16 protein-coding genes are annotated in these 19,517 nt (G+C 42.2%); 6 read left to right on the forward strand and 10 right to left on the reverse strand.

The window, feature by feature from the left end:
• Positions 1–151: 151 nt before the first annotated feature.
• From DEO27_RS19130 to ligA, 5 genes are all read right to left on the reverse strand, one after another.
• Positions 152–1,483, reverse strand: a complete 1,332-nt coding sequence (locus DEO27_RS19130; RefSeq protein ID WP_112574967.1) for a M16 family metallopeptidase — start codon at positions 1,481–1,483, stop codon at positions 152–154.
• Between the two features lie 17 nt (positions 1,484–1,500).
• Positions 1,501–2,880 carry a M16 family metallopeptidase gene (locus DEO27_RS19135; RefSeq protein WP_223817996.1) on the reverse strand — a complete coding sequence of 460 codons (1,380 nt, stop codon included), beginning with the start codon at positions 2,878–2,880 and terminating at the stop codon, positions 1,501–1,503.
• A 133-nt stretch (positions 2,881–3,013) separates the two neighbouring features.
• Complete coding sequence (locus DEO27_RS19140; protein ID WP_112574968.1) at positions 3,014–3,712, reverse strand: hypothetical protein; 699 nt, start codon at positions 3,710–3,712, stop codon at positions 3,014–3,016.
• Positions 3,713–4,062: 350 nt separating this feature from the next.
• Positions 4,063–6,513 carry a DUF5686 and carboxypeptidase regulatory-like domain-containing protein gene (locus tag DEO27_RS19145; RefSeq protein WP_112574969.1) on the reverse strand — a complete coding sequence of 817 codons (2,451 nt, stop codon included), beginning with the start codon at positions 6,511–6,513 and terminating at the stop codon, positions 4,063–4,065.
• 442 nt (positions 6,514–6,955) lie between these two features.
• Positions 6,956–8,971 (reverse strand): NAD-dependent DNA ligase LigA, encoded by a 2,016-nt coding sequence (gene ligA, locus DEO27_RS19150; RefSeq protein WP_112574971.1) that lies wholly within the window; start codon positions 8,969–8,971, stop codon positions 6,956–6,958.
• A gap of 152 nt (positions 8,972–9,123) precedes the next feature.
• On the opposite strand from ligA, the gene DEO27_RS19155 reads away from it, so the two are divergent.
• From DEO27_RS19155 to DEO27_RS19165, 3 genes are all read left to right on the forward strand, one after another.
• The gene (locus tag DEO27_RS19155) at positions 9,124–9,753 is read left to right on the forward strand and encodes a TNT domain-containing protein (RefSeq protein ID WP_112574972.1); all 630 of its coding nucleotides are present in this window, start codon (positions 9,124–9,126) and stop codon (positions 9,751–9,753) included.
• A 157-nt stretch (positions 9,754–9,910) separates the two neighbouring features.
• On the forward strand, positions 9,911–10,507 hold the full coding sequence (locus DEO27_RS19160; RefSeq protein ID WP_112574973.1) for a TNT domain-containing protein: 597 nt from the start codon (positions 9,911–9,913) through the stop codon (positions 10,505–10,507).
• Between the two features lie 19 nt (positions 10,508–10,526).
• Entirely contained in the window at positions 10,527–10,877 is a 351-nt protein-coding gene (locus DEO27_RS19165; protein ID WP_112574974.1) for a hypothetical protein, read from the forward strand.
• A gap of 46 nt (positions 10,878–10,923) precedes the next feature.
• Here DEO27_RS19165 and DEO27_RS19170 read toward each other — a convergent pair whose 3' ends face one another.
• Positions 10,924–11,841, reverse strand: a complete 918-nt coding sequence (locus tag DEO27_RS19170) for a DUF6263 family protein (protein WP_112574975.1) — start codon at positions 11,839–11,841, stop codon at positions 10,924–10,926.
• A gap of 154 nt (positions 11,842–11,995) precedes the next feature.
• On the opposite strand from DEO27_RS19170, the gene DEO27_RS19175 reads away from it, so the two are divergent.
• A complete protein-coding gene (locus tag DEO27_RS19175; RefSeq protein WP_112574976.1) occupies positions 11,996–12,238 on the forward strand; it encodes a hypothetical protein in 243 nt (80 codons plus the stop codon).
• An 86-nt stretch (positions 12,239–12,324) separates the two neighbouring features.
• On the opposite strand, the gene DEO27_RS19180 is transcribed toward DEO27_RS19175, so the two are convergent.
• Entirely contained in the window at positions 12,325–14,106 is a 1,782-nt protein-coding gene (locus DEO27_RS19180) for a DUF885 domain-containing protein (RefSeq protein ID WP_223817997.1), read from the reverse strand.
• Positions 14,107–14,207: 101 nt separating this feature from the next.
• Between DEO27_RS19180 and DEO27_RS19185 the strand changes: the two genes are divergently transcribed.
• Positions 14,208–14,678, forward strand: a complete 471-nt coding sequence (locus DEO27_RS19185) for a DinB family protein (RefSeq protein WP_112574978.1) — start codon at positions 14,208–14,210, stop codon at positions 14,676–14,678.
• A gap of 111 nt (positions 14,679–14,789) precedes the next feature.
• On the opposite strand, the gene DEO27_RS19190 is transcribed toward DEO27_RS19185, so the two are convergent.
• Positions 14,790–16,106, reverse strand: coding sequence for an alpha/beta fold hydrolase (locus tag DEO27_RS19190; RefSeq protein WP_112574979.1), 1,317 nt, complete (start codon positions 16,104–16,106; stop codon positions 14,790–14,792).
• Positions 16,107–16,392: 286 nt separating this feature from the next.
• On the opposite strand from DEO27_RS19190, the gene DEO27_RS19195 reads away from it, so the two are divergent.
• Complete coding sequence (locus tag DEO27_RS19195; RefSeq protein ID WP_112574980.1) at positions 16,393–18,837, forward strand: outer membrane beta-barrel family protein; 2,445 nt, start codon at positions 16,393–16,395, stop codon at positions 18,835–18,837.
• On the opposite strand, the gene DEO27_RS19200 is transcribed toward DEO27_RS19195, so the two are convergent.
• Together DEO27_RS19200 and DEO27_RS19205 are read right to left on the reverse strand one after the other, a co-directional pair.
• On the reverse strand, positions 18,834–19,058 hold the full coding sequence (locus tag DEO27_RS19200) for a KTSC domain-containing protein (RefSeq protein WP_112574981.1): 225 nt from the start codon (positions 19,056–19,058) through the stop codon (positions 18,834–18,836). The two genes, DEO27_RS19195 and DEO27_RS19200, sit on opposite strands and share 4 nt — an antisense overlap.
• Positions 19,059–19,102: 44 nt before the next feature.
• Positions 19,103–19,486: a DUF1634 domain-containing protein gene (locus DEO27_RS19205; protein ID WP_112575006.1), complete on the reverse strand. Its 384-nt coding sequence runs from the start codon at positions 19,484–19,486 to the stop codon at positions 19,103–19,105.
• Positions 19,487–19,517 lie beyond the last annotated feature (31 nt).

Genomic DNA, 19,517 nt, shown 5'->3' on the forward strand with positions numbered 1-19,517 from the left:
AAAAGGTAAAAGGCGAAAGGCAAAAAATAAAAGATTCCACGCAAGTGCGCTACCTTTTACCTTTCGCCTTTCACCTTTTGCCTAAATTAAAGATTCCACGCGAGTGCGCTACCTTTTACCTTTCGCCTTTAACCTTTCACCTCCTAAAAAATTAATGCATCACCGGGTTATCGCCATTGTGCAGCGTTCCGTTGATATATAGCAGTTGGTTTACTTTTTTAGGATCGCCCTGATATACCCATACTATGTTGTTGATATACTTGCGGAAGGCGTTGCTTACGTCATCCGGGGTTAGCTTCTTTACGTCGTCAACCATGGTTAGTGAACGTTTCCAGTTGTCGTGCAATACTTCGTTTGCTGCTATTGACGATGCCTGGGCGCTGTTGGTTTCGTTTTTATAGTAGAAACCGGTAAGGTAAGTAACCTTCATGTCGGCAACGTCATCGGCTTTAAAGCCCTCGCGTTTAATTTTTTCGACCAGTTTATCAAATACGGCAATGTATTTATCGGGCTCGGTGGTTGATACCGAGAAACGGGCTGTTGATGTTTGACCGGCGCTAAACCATGCCTGAGGCGCGTATGATAAGCCGTTGTTGGTACGTACCTCTAAAAAGTGCATGTTCGAGAAAATGCGCATAGCTACGTTAAAGGCGTTAAAATCGGGCGTACCGGCAGCAGGACCGCTGGCAATACCTTCAACATAGTTGGTAGCCAGATCGCGTTTTTCAACGGCGATACTGTTTTTCTCGGTACGGAAGGTAGATTTCTTGAACGCGAAAGCCGAACCTTGTTTAATACCGCTCAGCATCGCCTTTACCTTACCTTCAATAGCAGCCTGATCCAAATCGGCAACCACAACAATCACCATACGTGATTTAGTTAATATCGACTGGTAATAAGCCTTGGTTTCGGCCGGGGTTAAGGCTGTAACAATAGGCACTGTTCCGCTTGGGTCTTTAGCGTAGTTGGTACCGGCAAAGGCTACCTTATCGGCATATTTATCAATAGCGTTATCGGGCTGCGAGTCTTCCTGCTTAATGTTGTTGATGGCATCCTGCTTAATGCGGGCAAACTCTTTCTCATCAAACTTAGGCTGGGTAATAGCCTCAACATATAAAGGCCAAACCACGTCAAAGTCGCCTTTAATACAGTTCATGCGCACTACCGAGTAGTTTTTGTTGCTGCTGCCGTAAACGGTGGCGCTTACCTTATCCAGCTCATCTTTAAAGCTGTTTTTATCGTGCTTTAAGGTACCGCACTCGGTAAGGGCGCTCATGGCCAACGATTCGATACCCGCTTTGGTAGCCGGGTAGTTTTGCACACCACCTTTTATAATGGTTTGGATCTCAACAATATCGTTACCGCTTGGCTGTACAATAACCTTTACGCCATCTACCGTGGTTTCATAGGCCTGTTTTTGCGCCTTAGCGGTATTTCCTATAGCCGCTGCTACCAGCAGGGCAATTATATATTTTTTCATCATGATGAGGTAGTTTTAAATTACTTGGCTGCAAAAAATGAAGCCGCGTTTACTGTTTTATTTAACTCAGGCGCTATGATCAACCCGGCAGCGTATGGTTTGCCAACGATGTAAGTTTCCAGGTACTTTTTAATATCGGCACGGGTAACTTTCTGATAGTTGGCATCCAGATCGGTATAAAAGTTAAACGAGGTGCTGCACCACTGGTAGCTGATCTGGCTTGGTAACGATGAAGGTTTTTCTTTAGCGTGGATATCATTACGGTGCAGGATAGCTTTAGCGGTAGCCATTTGCTCGTCGGTAAAGTAATCATCCTTGTTCCACATGCTTACCTGGTTCATGAGTTCGGTATAGCACTCTTTAAGCTTGTTGGGGTTAGGAACCACAAAAATATCAATAGGGCCTACATAACGGCTTGTAGTGTAGTTTACATAAACACCGCTGGCCAAACCTTTATCAACCAAAGCTTGCTGTAGTTTTGATGAGTTTAAACCCACAATGGTCGAAAACACATCGGCAGTAACCGTACCGGCAGAGTCTGTTGGATATGAAGGGCCTTGCCAGGTAAACTCCATGTATGGGGTTTGGGCAATGGTTGTTTCTTTAACAAAATACTCGGGCTTGGTTAAAGGCTTAAATGCCGGGATGGGAAACTTGGTTTGCGGATCGAAACCACTGTTGGCCCAGTCGCCAAAAATGCTTTCGGCAAGGGCAAAGGCATTGTCATGCTTAACATCGCCGCATATAGTAAGCAAGCTGTTATTAGGGAAATAGTATTTATCCTTAATGATCATCATTTTTTCGGGCGTAGCCGTGTTGATCACTTCGTGGATACCGATAGGGTTTTTACGGGTGATGAGATCGCCCCAAAGCTTTTGCTGCATACCATACCAAAGCTGGAAACCCGGGTCGCTTTCGGCACGCTGAAACTCGCCGTCAACCACAGGGCGCTCCTTCTTCATATCCTCCTCGCGGTAAATAGGGAAACGGATAGCAGCGTTCATGAACTTTAAACCCGCTTTAAGGCTATCCCTGTCAAAGGTAAAAAAGTAGTTTACACGCTCGGTATTGGTGGTACCATTCCAGATGGCGCCAAGCTCCTGCGTGCGTTTCAAAAACTTCTCCTGGGTTGGATAGTCCTTATTAGCTTTAAAAAACATGTGCTCAAACAAGTGCGACAGACCGCTGTACTCAGGGCCTTCGGTATAAGCACCGTTTTTAACAGCTATTTCGATAGTGGTTAAAGGCACTTTGCTGTTTTCTATAACCAGCACATCCAGCCCGTTTGGCAATGTTTTAAGGAAGTAGCCTTCCGGCAGCCTCACCTGGGCAGTAGCCATGCAGGCACTAAATACCGCGGCTACGCCTAATGCAAAAATTTTGATAAAATTTCGGTTCATATATTTACAATATTTTTAACACTATAAATATATCGGTATAATCTCAAACAAATGAATGATTTAACCGCTTATCCCCAATTTTTTAACATCAAATTAAGCCTGTGGTGATTTTGGCATATTTGCAAACCGGCAATTAAATACCGGCTTTAATACTATTATAAGGCAAACCCATATCATGGGCAGCGTATTGGGTAAGTACACTATCTTTTATGGTGATATAGTCGCCACTTTGGCTTACATGCAGTTTTTCAACGCCATCGCGGTTATCCATAAGCGGTATAGTGCGCGATACTACAGTGCCGGTGGTATCCAGCTCAATAATATAAGTTTCCTTTTTACCGCCTGCCATATCAGTAAATGGCACAATAACGGTATGGTTATTATCATCAATGAACCGGCCAATGATGTTTTTTCCATCCAAATCGGTTGGGTTTAAGCCCAGCAGGTATTTAGCTTTCTCGGCCGAGATACCTGTGATGTTTAACCTGACAGTATTTCCGTCAGCATCTTTAGTGGTATCCTGCATGGTAACGTTATCGCCCTTTGGATAGCGGGCTACAGCATAAAAAGTATTGGCACCGGTACTTTTATCATTATGGCCCGGCAGTAAAAAGTTAAGCTGCAGGTTGCTCAGCTTAGCGCTATCAGCCTTAATTTGCGAAGTTATACTCAACAGCTCGGCCCATTTAAGCCTGCCGTCAATTTTAACGGTAAGACTGGTAGCAGTATCTGATTTGGTAACCCTTGATATGGTGTAATGCGGTACATTCTTTTTAGTGCAGCCAAAAGCCACAAGCATGATTATTAAGCAGGGAAAGATATTCTTGATCATGTGGCAAAGGTAAACCGTTGATTTGAATTTAATGCTGGTGATTTTTGATTACGTTGATTTCGTTGATTTTTGGAGGGGGTGCTATCATTATCCAATCCGTCATTGCGAGGCACGAAGCAATCGCGAACTGTACAGGGGCACATGCATAGCCACTCTGTAAAGTCGGGGTTTGCTTCGTTCCTCGCAATGACGCTTTTTATTTTTGTCCACCTGTTGGCCGTAAAATGTCTTACTCCCCTAAACGGACGGACGCACAAGAGTTGATTAAGTGAATGGTTGATTAGATGAGTAGTTGATAAAGTTATATTGGTCGCACAAGCATTCACCCAAAAACCAACTACTCACCTAAATCAAAGACTTATCCCCAACCTTATCGCCGATTTTGCCTCGGTGCCGCCATTATAGGATACACCATACATCAACCGGATATTAAGGTATTGCAGACCGAAACCAAGCTCGGTGTAGTTTTTAAGTGTAGGCGTGTACAGGTAATTCACGTCGATGATCTCCTGGAGTTTAAACTTGCGGATGAGCGGGAGCTTATTGGTAATAAAGCCGGAAAAGTTGTGCTCAAAGTGCCCTTCTATGTATTTATCCGGAGTGCTGAAATCGTAATAATCCAGCATCAGGAAGCGGTTTAGCCTTGGTTTGTATGAAAGCACCTCGTTACCTGCAAAGTGAAAATAATCGGGAAAGAATACGCTTTTGGTATTCAAAAACTTACCGGCACCAATAAAGAACGAGCTGCTGCCATAAAAGCCCATACTGATATCTGATTTGGAGATATCCGCGCTGATCTTATCATAGTTAACATCTGAGCCTAACACATTGCTGATGCCTTTGGTATAATTTACACTGATGGTTGGATATTTTGATGGCAGATAACGCCTGCCCGACGGGTAGGTTTCATATCGGTTGCTGAAATCATAACTGGCCTGCAGGTTTACCGTGAACGACTGGTTTTCGGGAAACAAGAGCGTATTATGATTAGGATCAAACGGGTTATTTGAATCAAACTGGTGCGAGTGCGGATCAAAAACACTGAACGAAGCCGTGTTCAATAACGCTTTGCGGTTAGCCCATTCAACCGAAGCGCTACCGCGCAAACCACCGGTTACCCTGCCCGAAAGCGATGCCAATGCAAATTGCTTTTGATATAATTTCTTAAAGTTTTGCTGTGAAAGCAGGCTATGAACCGTATTCACAAAAGTCGACATCGGGGCCAGATTATTCAGATCTACCACATCCGATCCTCCGCTTAAACCCAGCGTAAACCGCTGCATAACCGGGATAGCCACACCTGCCGATCCGTTTAGCAAATGATTGGCGAAACCATAACGCACCTTACCGTTCAGCATAAAATATCGGTTATTAACCGTATCTATCAGCTTACTGTACGATGCTCCGTAATCAATGGCCAAACCTTCTACTGTGTTATAAAGCAGGGCCCCGATGATGGGATCGTAATGAAAATATTCTTTTTTATAGCGGTTGCGGGTATTGATACCTGTAAAGAGCAGGTTTACCGGCTTAAATTTATTATTGGCTTTATCCAGCGAGTCGAGGTATTCTTTTGATTCGCGTTTTTTGGCGAGTTTATCTTTATTGGTGTAGTCGGTAACCTCCTCACCGGTAAGCGGTATTGGGCGAGCCTGGCTCCAGTAGGCGGTATCTTTGCTGATGCCTTTGGTAATCCGGAGTACCTCGTTAAAATCGGATTTGTTTAAATCAGGATCAAGGTTGTAGTTTTTATAGATCGAGATAAAATAGCCGCCCAGTTTAAAACCAAACAAGCCTCCTGTAAATTCAAACTTAATGGATGATGTCATCCATACCTTGTCGTTCACCGGGAAAAACTGCTGATTAACTTTAAGGGTATCAACAAAATTGATGTTAGCCTTTTTAGTGATGTAAAGCTGCAGGCCATAAATACGCCAGCTATCATCCAAAATATAAATAACCCCTTCAAAACATGGGTCGTGCGCCCGTTTGGGCATTACCTCTATCTTGTTAATGGTTTCGCCGTTTTCTACCGATGTGCCTATGTATTTGTAGTTATAATAAAACATGGCATTATCGGCAACAGGCGATACCAGCGGGCGGTTGCTCATGCCCTGCCAGGTTTCATAGTTCTGGTAAAAGTTAACCGCCATATCCGACGCCCGGTTAAAGCTGAACGCCCTGTTACGGCCCGACACCTTTGAGGATACCTGCTCCTCATGAACCTTATCGGGCCTGATAAAACTGTATTTTGATTCTGATTCGGAAAGATAAACTATCCCGCGGCGGTTTGAATCAAGCCCGGCCTCGTTAGTAGCCTTTTGCACATCAAAACCCATAAAGGTTTTAGGCGCTGCCAATAGTTTTTGCAGGCCTTTAATGTAGATATCGCAGGTGTAAGCCTTTACTTCGTTAAGGTAGGTTTTGCGCTTCTTAATAGCCTTACGCATAATGGCGTAGGCAGGGTCTTCGCCCCCGGCATGTACGGTAACATTATTAAGCTGGTAAGTTTCTGTTTGCAGGCTGATATTGATCACCTGGTTGGCAGCAAGGTCAATAATCTTACTTTGCTGGGCATAACCTACCGCCTTGTATTGGATCTCTTGCCTGCCGCCATTTAAACGCAACAAGTACGTTCCCTCACTATTGGCAGATACGCCGGTAGTGGTATTTTTTATAAATACAGAAGCGAAAGGAATGGGCTTACCGTCGTCGCCGGTTATTTTACCGCTAATGCTGAATTGCTGGGCGTATGAGGAAAAATTAAGGAGTAAAAATAGCGCGATTAGGGCTTGCTTCATTTAGCAGATGTTTATGCTAAGATGAAGTTTATTAATTGATTGTTACAGCCCCAAATTGTTAAATAATGTAAAAAGGCACCCGGTTAGGATGCCTTTTTCTTTGAAGTTTCTTTATTGCCAAGAGGCGGATGCTGTTTATTTTTAAGGTTCCAGTCGTTGATATCAACCAAACCTGACTTTGTTTGGTAGTGTGATTTATTTTTAGGGCATCTCACTACAAACTTCCCTTTAACCTGTTGTATTACTGGCCTTTCACCACAATCCTTACACGGTTCACAAAAAATATTCGGCTGTATCTGTATAAATTTATCCATAGCAAATTATTCGGACATAGTACGTTTAATTAATTATGGGGGGCCCTTTGGGTACTACAAAGTAACTAATTTTTGAGTTAAAAAAGTAAAAATTTAACCCAATGAATAAAATGAACCAAACACAGATGTTAATTTATTAACGCAATTAATTCATCATCGCCAATAATGGGGATGTTAAGTTTATTGGCTTTTTCGAGCTTTGCAGGTCCCATATTGTCGCCGGCAACAAGGTAATTAAGTTTAGCCGAAATGCTGCTCAAAATCTTCCCACCATTTTGCTCAATGATATCTTTCAGCTCATCGCGCGAAAATTTTTCGAACGTTCCCGAGATAATGAAGTTCATCCCGGCGAGCTTTTCGCTGGCCAGTACCACTTCTTTTTCTTCGGCTATAAACTGCAGGCCCTGCTCCCTAAGCTTTTGTATTTCCTGGCGATGGATATCACCTGCAAAATATTCGGTGATACTTTGGGCTATGCGTTCGCCTATTTCTTCGGCAGCAGTCAGTTCTTCAACCGATGCTGCCATCAACTTATCAATCGACTTAAAATGGAACGCCAGCTTACGGGCTACCGTTTCACCCACATAGCGGATCCCTAAACCAAACAACACTTTTTCGAAAGGCATTTTTTTAGATGCCTCGATACCCTCCAGCATGTTATTGATAGATTTTTCGCCAAAGCGGCCCATCTGCTTTAACTCGGCGGCATGGGTATGCAGTTCATAGATATCGCTGATATGACTAATAAATCCTTTATTATACAGGGTTTCGATAGTTTCATCGCCCAAACCATCAATATTCATAGCCTTACGCCCGATGAAATGCTGCATTTTGCCAACAATCTGCGGTGGGCAACCTTCATCGTTAGGGCAATAAAACGCGGCTTCACCTTCTTTACGTTCAAGCGGGGTATCGCAAGCAGGGCAGGTAGTACGGTAAATAACAGGAACGGCATCGGCTTTCCGCTTTTCGGGATTTACGCTGATGATCTTAGGAATGATCTCGCCGCCTTTTTCAACAAAAACAGTATCGCCCTCATGTAAATCCAAACGGATAATTTCATTGGCATTATGCAGCGTAGCACGCTTTACCGTAGTACCGGCAAGCAGCACAGGCTTTAAATTGGCAACCGGGGTAACGGCACCTGTACGGCCAACCTGGTAGCTTACCTCAAGCAGTTCGGTCTCCACCCTTTCGGCTTTAAACTTATAGGAGATAGCCCAGCGTGGCGATTTGGCGGTAAAGCCAAGCTCCTGCTGCTGCGAGTAGTTATTTACTTTAATAACAATGCCATCAATATCATAGCTCAGATTAAAGCGCTCCTTATCCCATTTATTAATAAACTCCATTACGCAATTAATATCCGGGCAAAGCTCGCTATGCTCATTGGTATGGAAACCCCAGGTTTTAACAGCCTGCAGGCTTTCCCAATGGGTTTTAAATAATGGTTTTTCGGTATACAGAAAGTACAGGAAGCAATCAAGCGGGCGTTTAGCTACCTCGGCCGAGTCCTGCATTTTTACGGTACCCGAAGCAAAATTACGGGGATTGGCATAAGGCACTTCTCCGTTTTCAATGCGTTCGTTATTAAGCCTGTCAAAAGCTTTACGGTGCATAAACACCTCACCACGAATATCAAAGTAAGCAGGATAGCCTTCACCTTCGTGTAAACGCTTTGGTATGGTATGGATAGTTTTAATATTAGTGGTTACCTCATCGCCCTGTACGCCATCGCCACGGGTAACACCGCGTACCAGTTTGCCGTCCTCATAGGTAAGGCTCATACTCAGGCCGTCAAACTTAAGCTCGCATACATACTCAAAATTATCGCCAATGGCTTTACGGATACGCTGATCAAAATCAAGCAGTTCCTGCTCATTGTAAGTATTACCTAACGACAGCATTGGCCATCGGTGCCTAACCGTTACAAACTCCTTGGTAATATCCCCGCCTACCCTTTGTGTTGGCGAATCCGGGTCGGCAAATTCCGGGTATTCCTTTTCGAGCTTGTTAAGCTGCTCCAGTTTTTTATCAAAATCAAAATCAGAAATGGTTGGCATAGCCAGCACATAGTAGTTGTAATTGTGCTGTTTAAGTTCGGCTGTTAATGCCTCTATTTGTTTCTTTGCTTCAGCTGATGACATAGGTACGAAGGTAATAATTTCCTTTATTCGTTTTTTTCAAACAATCCAAAACGCTGCAACAAACTGATAAGCAATAAAATAACATATAAAAATCAAGAAAATATTCCCAAAAGCTCTAAATGGTTGTTAACTTTATATAAAACCTTAAAACCATGAAAAAACTAAACCTCCTGCTATTGGGAATGCTGCTTATGCCTTTCCTGGTAAATGCTCAGAAATTAAATGACTATACCGAAAATCTTTTAAAATCGTATTCCGCTGAATCGGATACTTCTACTACGAGAGGTGTAAGCTATCAATATTTTAGATACACTGTTAAGAAATTTCGAAACAGCGAATATCCTAAAAAACTCGTCCTTTTATCGTGGACACTTTGGAAGAATGAGGCATGGGGAAAACTTGACACGCTGTTCAAAAACCTCGAAATAAAATTTCCACCTAATTATGGTGCAATATCAGAAGAAGTAGATATCATACTTCCAGCCGGATGGTTGATTGATCGGTACGGTGGCAAATATGACGACTTAGGTAATTTCAGCGATGTAAACGGCGATTTCGTAGCTCCCTCTGGTATACCTTTTGAACAACGCTCTATCCCACAGGAAAATAACGACAATAAATATTACAAAAGATATCTAATAAAAAAAGATATCCATGCCAAATTAGGGCAAACTATTCCGTGGAGTAAACAGCCAGGTCAAGGCGTACAATTCAGATTATCAGATGGCGCAACAATTGAAACATTAAAAGCCGATGGTTCAATTCTGGAAAAAAAGCTTTAAACCCAATGCTATCATGACAGTGGCTTTGCCTATTTTGGGCAGAGCCACTCTTGTTCAGTTTATTATCTAACATATAATATGAATAAAATAAATACATAAATACCCTTTCATAAAAGCACCGGGTAATGTAGTTTTATCCAACAAAAAACTACATCGAATGAAAACACTTAAACTGCTGATCCTATCCGTAATGCTGATGCCTTTTTTGGCGACAGCGCAAACCAAACCACATCATGCTGCAAAGGCACACCACCTGCCGGTACGTGGCGTTACCTACGAAGATTTTAAAAGCTCCGTAGCCGATTTCGCCGACAGCACCAAAAAGCCACTTGCCGATTCGGCCTGGGTGTTCTTCAAAACAGAGAAATGGGATGACCTTGAAAAATTCTTCACCAGGAACAACCTTAACGGCGGTTGGCCACCAAACCGCGGTGCTGTAAACCTGATCATTATTACCCTTAAAAAAGGCGTGCTGATAGACCGTTATGGCGGCTACACAGATGATTCAGGCGCTTTTCAGGATAAAGGCACCTTTGTATCGCCAAAAGGTGTACCTTTCCCCATGCGTGCTTTGCCGGATAACACCCTGAGCAAGCCCTATAAAATTTATAAGATACTGAAACCGATAGCCAAAGTAAGGGAAGGCAAAATCATCCCATGGTTTGGCAAACCAGGCTTAGGTATACAGTATGAAGTACCAGCCACTGTTAATGACCTTAAGGCCGGTGGTTTCATTGAAGAAGTAAAACAGTAAAAACGATATATATTAAAATATGATCACAAAATATGAAGTAACAAAATCATTATTATTTGATGGAGATGAAGAAGAGGCAGTGCATAAATCTTTCAGTCTGCCAGCCGGAAGCATAAAGTTCAGTGATTTTGCCAATAACAATTTTGAAGATCTGCAAAAGATACTTACCCCTGGTGATTTCGATACCATAATAAAAACAGCCGGCTTTACCCCCGGTGGCTTCCTTAACCTTTACCAGGGCAGCGATAGGCTCAGGCTTTATTACGCAAAAAAGGAAGACGCGATAATTGTTTTTGCCTATGGCGAATTTCAACCCACCCGGTATAAGCTTTACCTTGAAGGTGTTTGGATCTATAATCCCGGAAAATAATAAAAAATCCCTGTCGGTTTCGGCAGGGATTTTTTTATGTGTTTAATTAATGACCTGTAGTTGAGGTCTCGCTTACCACACTCATAGGGAAAGTTACACCGCCCGGCACCTGCGGGCTATCCTTTATTTCTACCGCGCCATCAATGTTTTGTTTAACCTTTGAGCTTGAGATCCAGCCGGTAGCTTTATCAACAACAACATCTGATACCATAGTTCCTTTCATGTTGTATTTCATGGGTAAGTTTCCAACTGTTTTGTAACCAGCGGTATTATCGGTTTCGATAGTGGCGTTGCCATGAATTACAAAGCTTTGCGGCGTAATATCCATCAGTTGATAAACCGAAACCATTTTAGCGCTCATAGCCCCCTGCAGGTTATTTTTTATTGTCCACTTATCGTTTTTAACAACCGATACCTCCGGAAGGACGGACATAGCCATTTCCAGATTGCTTTTAAGCGCCCCGGAACCAAATGATTGGCTCAATTGAGTTTTTAATTGCTCCTTCTTATCTGCCGGAACTTCTTTAAAACCATCTATCATGGATGTGATCATATTCTCGGCATTCTCAATCGACCTGATCCTGCCGCTTTTGCTTAACGTAGCGGTAAACGGCTTATTGGTTATGCCTGCCATGATCCGTGCCATAATATTGGTAGTATCCTTATCGTCAGAATTAAAAGCTACATTACCGTTAGGTAACTGCATATTCATACCTACTTTGGTGTAATTAACCTCCATGTAATACAACGAATCAACATTAAGCACCTTGAATGACATTTTGCCTTCAATGGTCATATCAATATTGTTAAGCTGCCCGTTTATAGTTTGCTTTACAACCGAATGTGCCAGGGTTGACAGGTAATAGGTGTTTCCTTTAACCAGTTTCAGTGCCGGTTTTACCTTTTGGGCATAACCTGCAAATACCATCATAGCCAGCGCGCCAGCCAACAAAATCTTCTTCATAGTATGCAAAGATGTAAGCGCTAAATATATTATAATATATCTCGCAAAAAACTGAAAATTCCTAACAATTAATTAAAAACAAATTCGTTAACTTTATACTACGCTCAACTCTTTATTTTTTTTCACACACCTAATTTTACGAAGGAGAGGTTTTATGTTACAGCAGATAGCATTTATGCCACAGCACCAGTTTCATGTGCTTATCAATTTTTCGGGAGAAGATGAACGTATTTTGGCCATTTTACCCAACGAAGCCGGGAATTTCCGCGTAGTGTACCAGGGTAAAACAATTGCCGAGCTTAACCTGAACGAGGGATGCTGCACCTGCTACAAGGGCAAACTGAAGAAAAACGTGATGACCCAGCTTGAGCACCAGATAAAAAACCACTACGCCTAAGCTGTTAATAAAAAGATTTTTGATAGTTCATAAGGAAATAAACTCATGGTTTCATAGTCCATGAGTTTATACCTATGGACTATCAATTAATTTCCGCTGGTTTTGGCCAGCATGGCTTCCCTTATAAATTTAACAGGGGCACTGCCGTAGCTCAAAAACTTTTCGTTAAACTCTTTCAGTTTATACTTATCGCCCATTTTTACTTTATAGGCATCCCTTAAATCAACAATCTCTTTATAACCGGTATAATAGCTGGTAAGCTGTACGCTGGTTACACTAACACGCTTCCATTTACCATCGGCTTCGGCCTGTTGCTGAAATGCCTCGCGGGTTAATAATTTAATAGCCTCATCTTTGGTCATGCTACCGCTGTGTATGCTGTAATCCAATATAGCATTGCATACCGAGCGTAAGTTCCATTTGTACCACATCAGCATCATTTCGGGCTCGTTGTTGCCAAAGCCATTTTCCAGCATCATTTGCTCGGTATATACCGCCCAGCCTTCGGCCATAGCGCCGTTACCAAATACCGCTTTAATAATGCTTGGTGCTTTGTTTGAATATACACCCTGCACATAATGCCCTGGCACAGCTTCATGGATGCTCAGAATCTGTAAAATATAGTTATTGTACTCGCGCAGGTAACTTTCGGCTTTTTCCTTGCTCCAACCAGAAAGGCTGCCTACGTTGTAGTATGAGTTACCATTTTTATCATACGGACCAGGCCCGCTCATAGATGCACCTGCTACACCGGCCATATAACCCGGCTCTTTACGGATAATCAATGGTTTTGACGGATCAAGTGTTAACAGGTCTTTAGATTTTACAAAGGCGTTAAGCTTAGGAATAATTTGCTCAATTGATGATTGAAAATCTTCAGGCTTAACGTGTTTAGTTGATATCGTATCTATCAGCTGGCTTATCATCAGCAAACTATCGGCAGGAGCGGCTTGTTTAACAAAGTATTTGGGCCAAAGCTGCTTGCTGATCTTACCCATTTCGCGGTGAATGAATTTCTTACGTTCAACCGCAGCATTGTAAATCTTATCGGCAGTGTTAGATGCTACAATCTCGTATTTAAACTTATCCTCATACAAATCTTTGCCCAACCTGAAACTTCTTGGATGATCATTCTTCAGTGCTTTTAGCCAGTCGGCATATGCTTTAATAGCAACAACGCTTTGGGCAGCCCTGTCGGTCATTAATTTTTGTTCGGCTTTAGGGATATTGGTTTTCTTGAGCGAATCGGCAAAATCTTTTCCTATTACATCCATGCCGCCCAGATTTTGCTCAATAGCCAGGCTGGTAAGCTCCACTACCGGATTCTTGATCTGTTTTTCGGCTTCCTTGTAATACTGCGGAATGAATGACATGCGCTGATAAAAATGGCGCAGACGTTTAGGCAATGGCTCGTAATGCTCATTCAGGATGTAAGCAAACGTACCTATAACATTGTATGATGATGGGTCCCACTCGTACTGTTTTAGCTGACGAACCTGCCATTGCACGTATTCAAGCTGGTTTTGGAGAATCTTGTAATCTATCTTATTAGCTTCTGACAGCGTATTCACTTCAAAGCGGCTTAACGAATCTACCTGGTATTTGGCGAAGGTTACCAGTTTATCGCGGCTTTGATCGTTAGGGATCACCATTAAACTATCATATTTATGATATCCTGCCGATGTAGCCCAATCGGGGTTCAGCTTCCAGAAATTATCCAGAAATGTATTCTCATATTTCAGAAAAGCGGCATCATCCTTACCCAAAAGCGGACCGGTACCGCTTCCCCCCTCTTTTTTACAACCGGTAAAGGCTACCATAAATAAAACAACGGCGAGTGTTAATTTTAAGAATATATTTCTGATCACAACTGATGGGGTTTTACAATGAAGCATAAACTTAAAACATTTAAGCCAAATAAATCAAACCGGCGACGAATTTGTTACTTTATCAAACATTTGATTTACCTATGAATAATGAACATACGATTTTAGTCGATGAAATCATCCATTTATTGCAAGGCGGTAACGCCCATGCCGATTTAAAAAAGGCAGTTGACGGTCTGTCACCACAACTTCGCGGAGCTAAGGTTGATAAACTCCCGTATACCATATGGCAATTGGTTGAACATATCCGGATAGCGCAATGGGATATGCTGGAGTTTAGTAAGGATGGAAATCATCAATCACCAAAATGGCCGGAGGCTTACTGGCCAAAAGAACTTGAGCCACAAGATGACCAAACCTGGAATAACAGCCTAAAACAAATTGACGACGACCTGAATGAACTAATTGAATTGGTCAAAACCGGGGATATCTATGGAAAAATCCTTCATGGCGATGGGCAAACTATTCTTCGTGAGGCATTACAGGCTGCAGATCACAATGCCTATCACATTGCCGAGATCATTGTGATCAGGAGGTTGTTGGGAGCTTGGTAAGAAATTATTATCGTGTCATTGCGAGGAACGAAGCAATCGCATGCTTTACAGGGCGAATATGCCTCCGTGCGGTTGCCACGCTTCGCTCGCAATGACATGGTTTTTTGTATATTATCTCGTTGTTTTCAACACAAAATTAGTTATCGCCGTAACAAACTCCGGTTTCAGCGGAAGGTCGGGTTCATTGTAGGTAGCCTTATTCTTTTCCTTATCTGCTGGGGCTTCTTTCAGCACATGGTTCATGTTAGGGATAATATCAAGTATCGCGTCTGATTTTGCTTTTTTCAGTTTCTCGGCATCACCAACAGTTACCTGTAAATCTGTTGTTCCCTGGATGATCAATATCGGTGCTTTCACTTTCCTGATCTCGCGCTGCGGATTGTACCTGAACCACGACATCAGGTATTTCTGGATACTTGGCCTGGCAATAAAGTACAGTGCAGGGTCGATATTGTCAGTTGTTTTACCGCGTTTCAAACTGTCAAGCATGCGGTTAAATCCGTCAGATATAAAAGCTGGCTGTGATTTCATCTGCTCGGTCAGGATCTTATCGGCCGAATCGCCTGCACCGGCTACTGATATAAAGCCTTTTATAGGCTCATCATAAGCAGCCATCATACCCACCAATGAGCCTTCGCTGTGCCCGAGTATAATCACCCTCGAAAATCTTTCATCGGCAGTAAACATGTTAAGCAAGGCTGCGGCATCCTCCACATAGTCTTCAAACCTGATCTCGTTTTCTTTGATTGAAGTAGTGCTTTTACCAACCAAACGTTTATCATAACGTAATGATGCTATACCCTTTTTGCCCAGCTCATTAGCGATCATTTTATAAATATTGGCATAAAGGCCCAATTTAGGACTGTTGCCGTCCCTGTCCGTAGGGCCTGAGCCTGCAATGATCAATACCAATGGTACTTTTCCGTTTGCATCCTTTGGCATAGCTAAGGTTCCTGATATTGAACCCAGCAAAGTTTTAACAGTTACAGGAGATTCAACTAAAGAAGGGTCGGTTGCCAAAGCTGTACTACCAGCCGAAGTTGATGCTGTAGCATTGTTTTCTGCCTTGTATGGTGTTAATGAAAGCCCTGTAAATTTATTGTCAGCATTTAACGAGATGTTTAATAAAAAAACAGCTTTTTGAAATGTAGCTTTATAGTGCGCTATAGGAGTTTCATAGCTTTCCAGATCTGCCTGCAATAGTGAGCCTAACTGCGTTTTTAACTGCACGGTGGTGCTTTTGAAGTCGGCTTGAGAAAGTGCCTTCATCATTTCGGGCCCAAACATGCTGTAAACACTGTCGGGTTGGTTATTGTTATATAGCTGCTTAAACTTATTTAAAGCCGTGGCATAATTGGCAGGAGGAGTTTGCGCAAACAATTTACCCGCAAAACAGGTAACTAATATAAACAGATAAATTTTTTTCATGTTATAATGGTCAATATACAGTGCGATGATGTACCGAGGCCGAAAATAAAGAAAAAATCAGGTTGTTTTGTTTATTTATGCTATTGTGGGCGTTTTTGCAAACAATATATTACTACACCGGCATAAAACCTTTTACCCTTACAATTCAATACTCATGTTGCAACATTATTTTATATTATAACGTTAAAATATCAATACAATACATATAGTTTAATATATATTGTATTATATTGCGGTACATTTTATAAATTTTTAAACTATAGCAAATTTCTACATCTACTGATTAATGAGGGGTTTAACAGCAGGCTTTTTTTTTGCATTCCTGACGGGAATGTATTGTTTTTCTTTTGCCCAAACAAAATCCTCAATAATACAGGGAAAGGTTTTAACTGAAAATAACCAGACAGCAGAAGCCGCGACCGCCGTTTTACTTTCTGCCGCCGACTCCTCCATCCTAAAATCAAACCTGGTAAATAAAAATGGACAGTTTGAGTTTACAGGACTTCAACCCGATAGTTACATCATACTCATTAGTAAAATAGGTTATGTTAAAGTTTATACAGGGCCATACAAAGTAACTGCAGGTCAAAAAACAATTACCAGGGATATTATTTTAAAACTTTCGGATAACCAGCTGCAGGAAGTTAAAGTAGTGGCCAGGAAACCTTATATCGAGGTTAAACCCGGCAAAATTGTATTAAGCGTGCAAAACAGTATCCTGGCCGAGGGTAATTCGGCATTTGATATCCTGAGGCAATCGCCGGGGGTTAGGGTTAACAGTAATGAAACCTTGAGCATTAACGGCAGGCAAGCCGCGTTAATCACCATAGATGGTAAACCTACCAACCTTACCGGCGATGACCTTACCAGCCTGCTCCGCAGTATGCAAAGCAGCACTATTGATCAGGTTGAGATGATCAGTAGCCCATCGGCAAAATATGATGCATCTGGTGGAGGCATTATCAATATCATTCTAAAAAAAGGCAAAAATCTGGGTACAAACGGAACAATTACAGCCATGGCAGGCTACGGCAAGTATTATAAAAGTACGGCCGGTATCGTTTTCAACAACCGCACCAGCAAGCTCAATATTTTTGGTAATTACACTTACGATAACAACAAAGGCACCCGCACTATTACCACCAACCGGAACATTACTTATAACGATATCCTGAGCAACTACGATGTTGATTATAATAACATTCAGAAAACCCGGAACCACAACTTTAAGTTAGGCGCCGATTATTCCATCAACACAAAGCAGACCATAGGCTTTTTGGTAAGCGGCATTATCAGGAAAGATGATTTTGCGAAAAACAACGATCTGTACATCCGCAATCAAAGTAAGCTCGACTCAATTATCAGGGCGCAATCAAACCTTGACAGGGGCAGCAGCTATTTAAATTACAATATCAATTATAACGCGGTGCTGGATAAAACCGGCAGAAGTATCTCGGTAGATGGTAATTATTCAACGTATAAGCGCCATTCAAATGAGTTTATTACCAATAGCTTTTTCACTCCGGCAGGCAATACTTACCGCAATGATCTGGACCTGGAAAACCTTTCGCCATCGGATATCCATATCTGGACATCAAAAATGGACTTTGTAAATCCGCTGAATAAAACTTCTCGATTAGAGGTCGGCATCAAATACAATAATGCGCGGAGTAACAATAATCTTATTTTTGGCCCAAAAGTAAGTGGCAGATATCTGCCCGACGAAAATTTCAGCAACAGGTTCCTGTATTCAGAAGCAGTGAGCGCTGCTTATATGAACTATGTTAATAAAATAGGGAAATGGGATATTACGGCAGGCGTGCGCGCCGAAAATACTCATGCAACTGGCAAATCATGGGGATTAAATGATGACACACCGGATGTAAACACTTATAATTATTTCAACCTTTTTCCGCAGGCGCAAATAAGTTACGAGGCTGATAAAAAGAATATCATTGGCATCAGTTACAATCGAGGCATCCACAGGCCGCTTTATGAGGATATCAACCCATTTTTGTACTACACCGACCTATATGACTATCGCGCAGGTAATCCCCAGCTAAAACCCGAATACACCAATACCATACAAATATCGCATACGTACGATCAGACTTTTTCGACCGAACTATATTATACCGTTACAAACGATGCTTATGATTTCCCGGTTTATTACCAAAACGACTCTACCAAGGTTAATGTAACCTATCGCAAAAACTTTGGGCAGATATTTGTTTACGGCGCTTCGTTTTACGCACCTGTGCAGTTCACCAAATGGTGGTCGGCCAGTTTTAACCTTGATGCCATTTACGTACGCTACAAGGCCTATGCCCGCAATGGCGATTTTAACCGGGGCAAGCAAGATATCATTTTCGGCAGCACACAAAACTTTGTTATCACAAGTACATTGCTCGGCGAATTATCCGGCAGATATGAAACCCCAACCATTTACGGCATCAATGAATTAAAGGCCAGCTATGCTGTAAATGCCGGTATCAGCAAGCAAATATTAGATAAGCGGGCTACCCTTAAACTAACGCTGAATGATATTTTTAATACAGACAGGGGGCGCAACAGAGCCGTTTACCAAAACATCGATCTTTCGGAAGTTAACAAGCGCGATACCCGCATTGTGAGGCTTAATTTTAGTTATCGTTTTGGTAAAAGCACCATTAAATCGGCCAATAAGCGCAATACTGGAAATGATGATGAGCGCCGCCGCACCGGAAATTAATGCGCGAACTTTACTTTTAGTTCGGGGTATTTGCCTTTTATACGGGTAGCGAAGAAATTCCCCAACGATTCGGCATTAATGAATTTTTTGAAGGTAGCGGAAGGAAAACCAAAGTACTGCCATACACCACCATTTTCCCTGAATTCAAGTTCCAGGATCCGGGCGTCCGGGTCATAGCCAACGCTGCTTAAAGCCGATGATTGTACGGGGCGTCTCTGCATTTATTATATATACTATAATAAATACAAAAAAGTTTTCAAAAATATTATCCGGCATGGCCGCTTATCATACTTGCCAGAATAATAAGCAGTACCAGCATAGTGATGCCGGTGTACAGGAAATCCCTCTCCATGATGAAACCAATAGCCGAAAATACCACCCTGATAACCGGCGTGGCTATCAGCAGCACTATCCCGGCCTGTATAATTGCCCGCCCGCGTAATGTAATTATGCCATGTATGATTCCGGCCGGATTACTCACAAAATCGGGTACACCAACAAATTTGCTGTAATCAACATGCGTATACCCATGACGGTACAGGTAAATAACCCCACCAATAAAAATAACGCTCATTGATACCAGCACCCCTGCGCGCAGTATCCAGCCTATCACGGCCTGCATATCGGTATCTTTGAACTTTTTAGTCATTTTTTCAATCATTTGGTCATTAAGTCATTTC

Origin of the sequence: Mucilaginibacter rubeus (assembly GCF_003286415.2) — a bacterium.
Lineage (GTDB): Bacteria > Bacteroidota > Bacteroidia > Sphingobacteriales > Sphingobacteriaceae > Mucilaginibacter > Mucilaginibacter rubeus_A.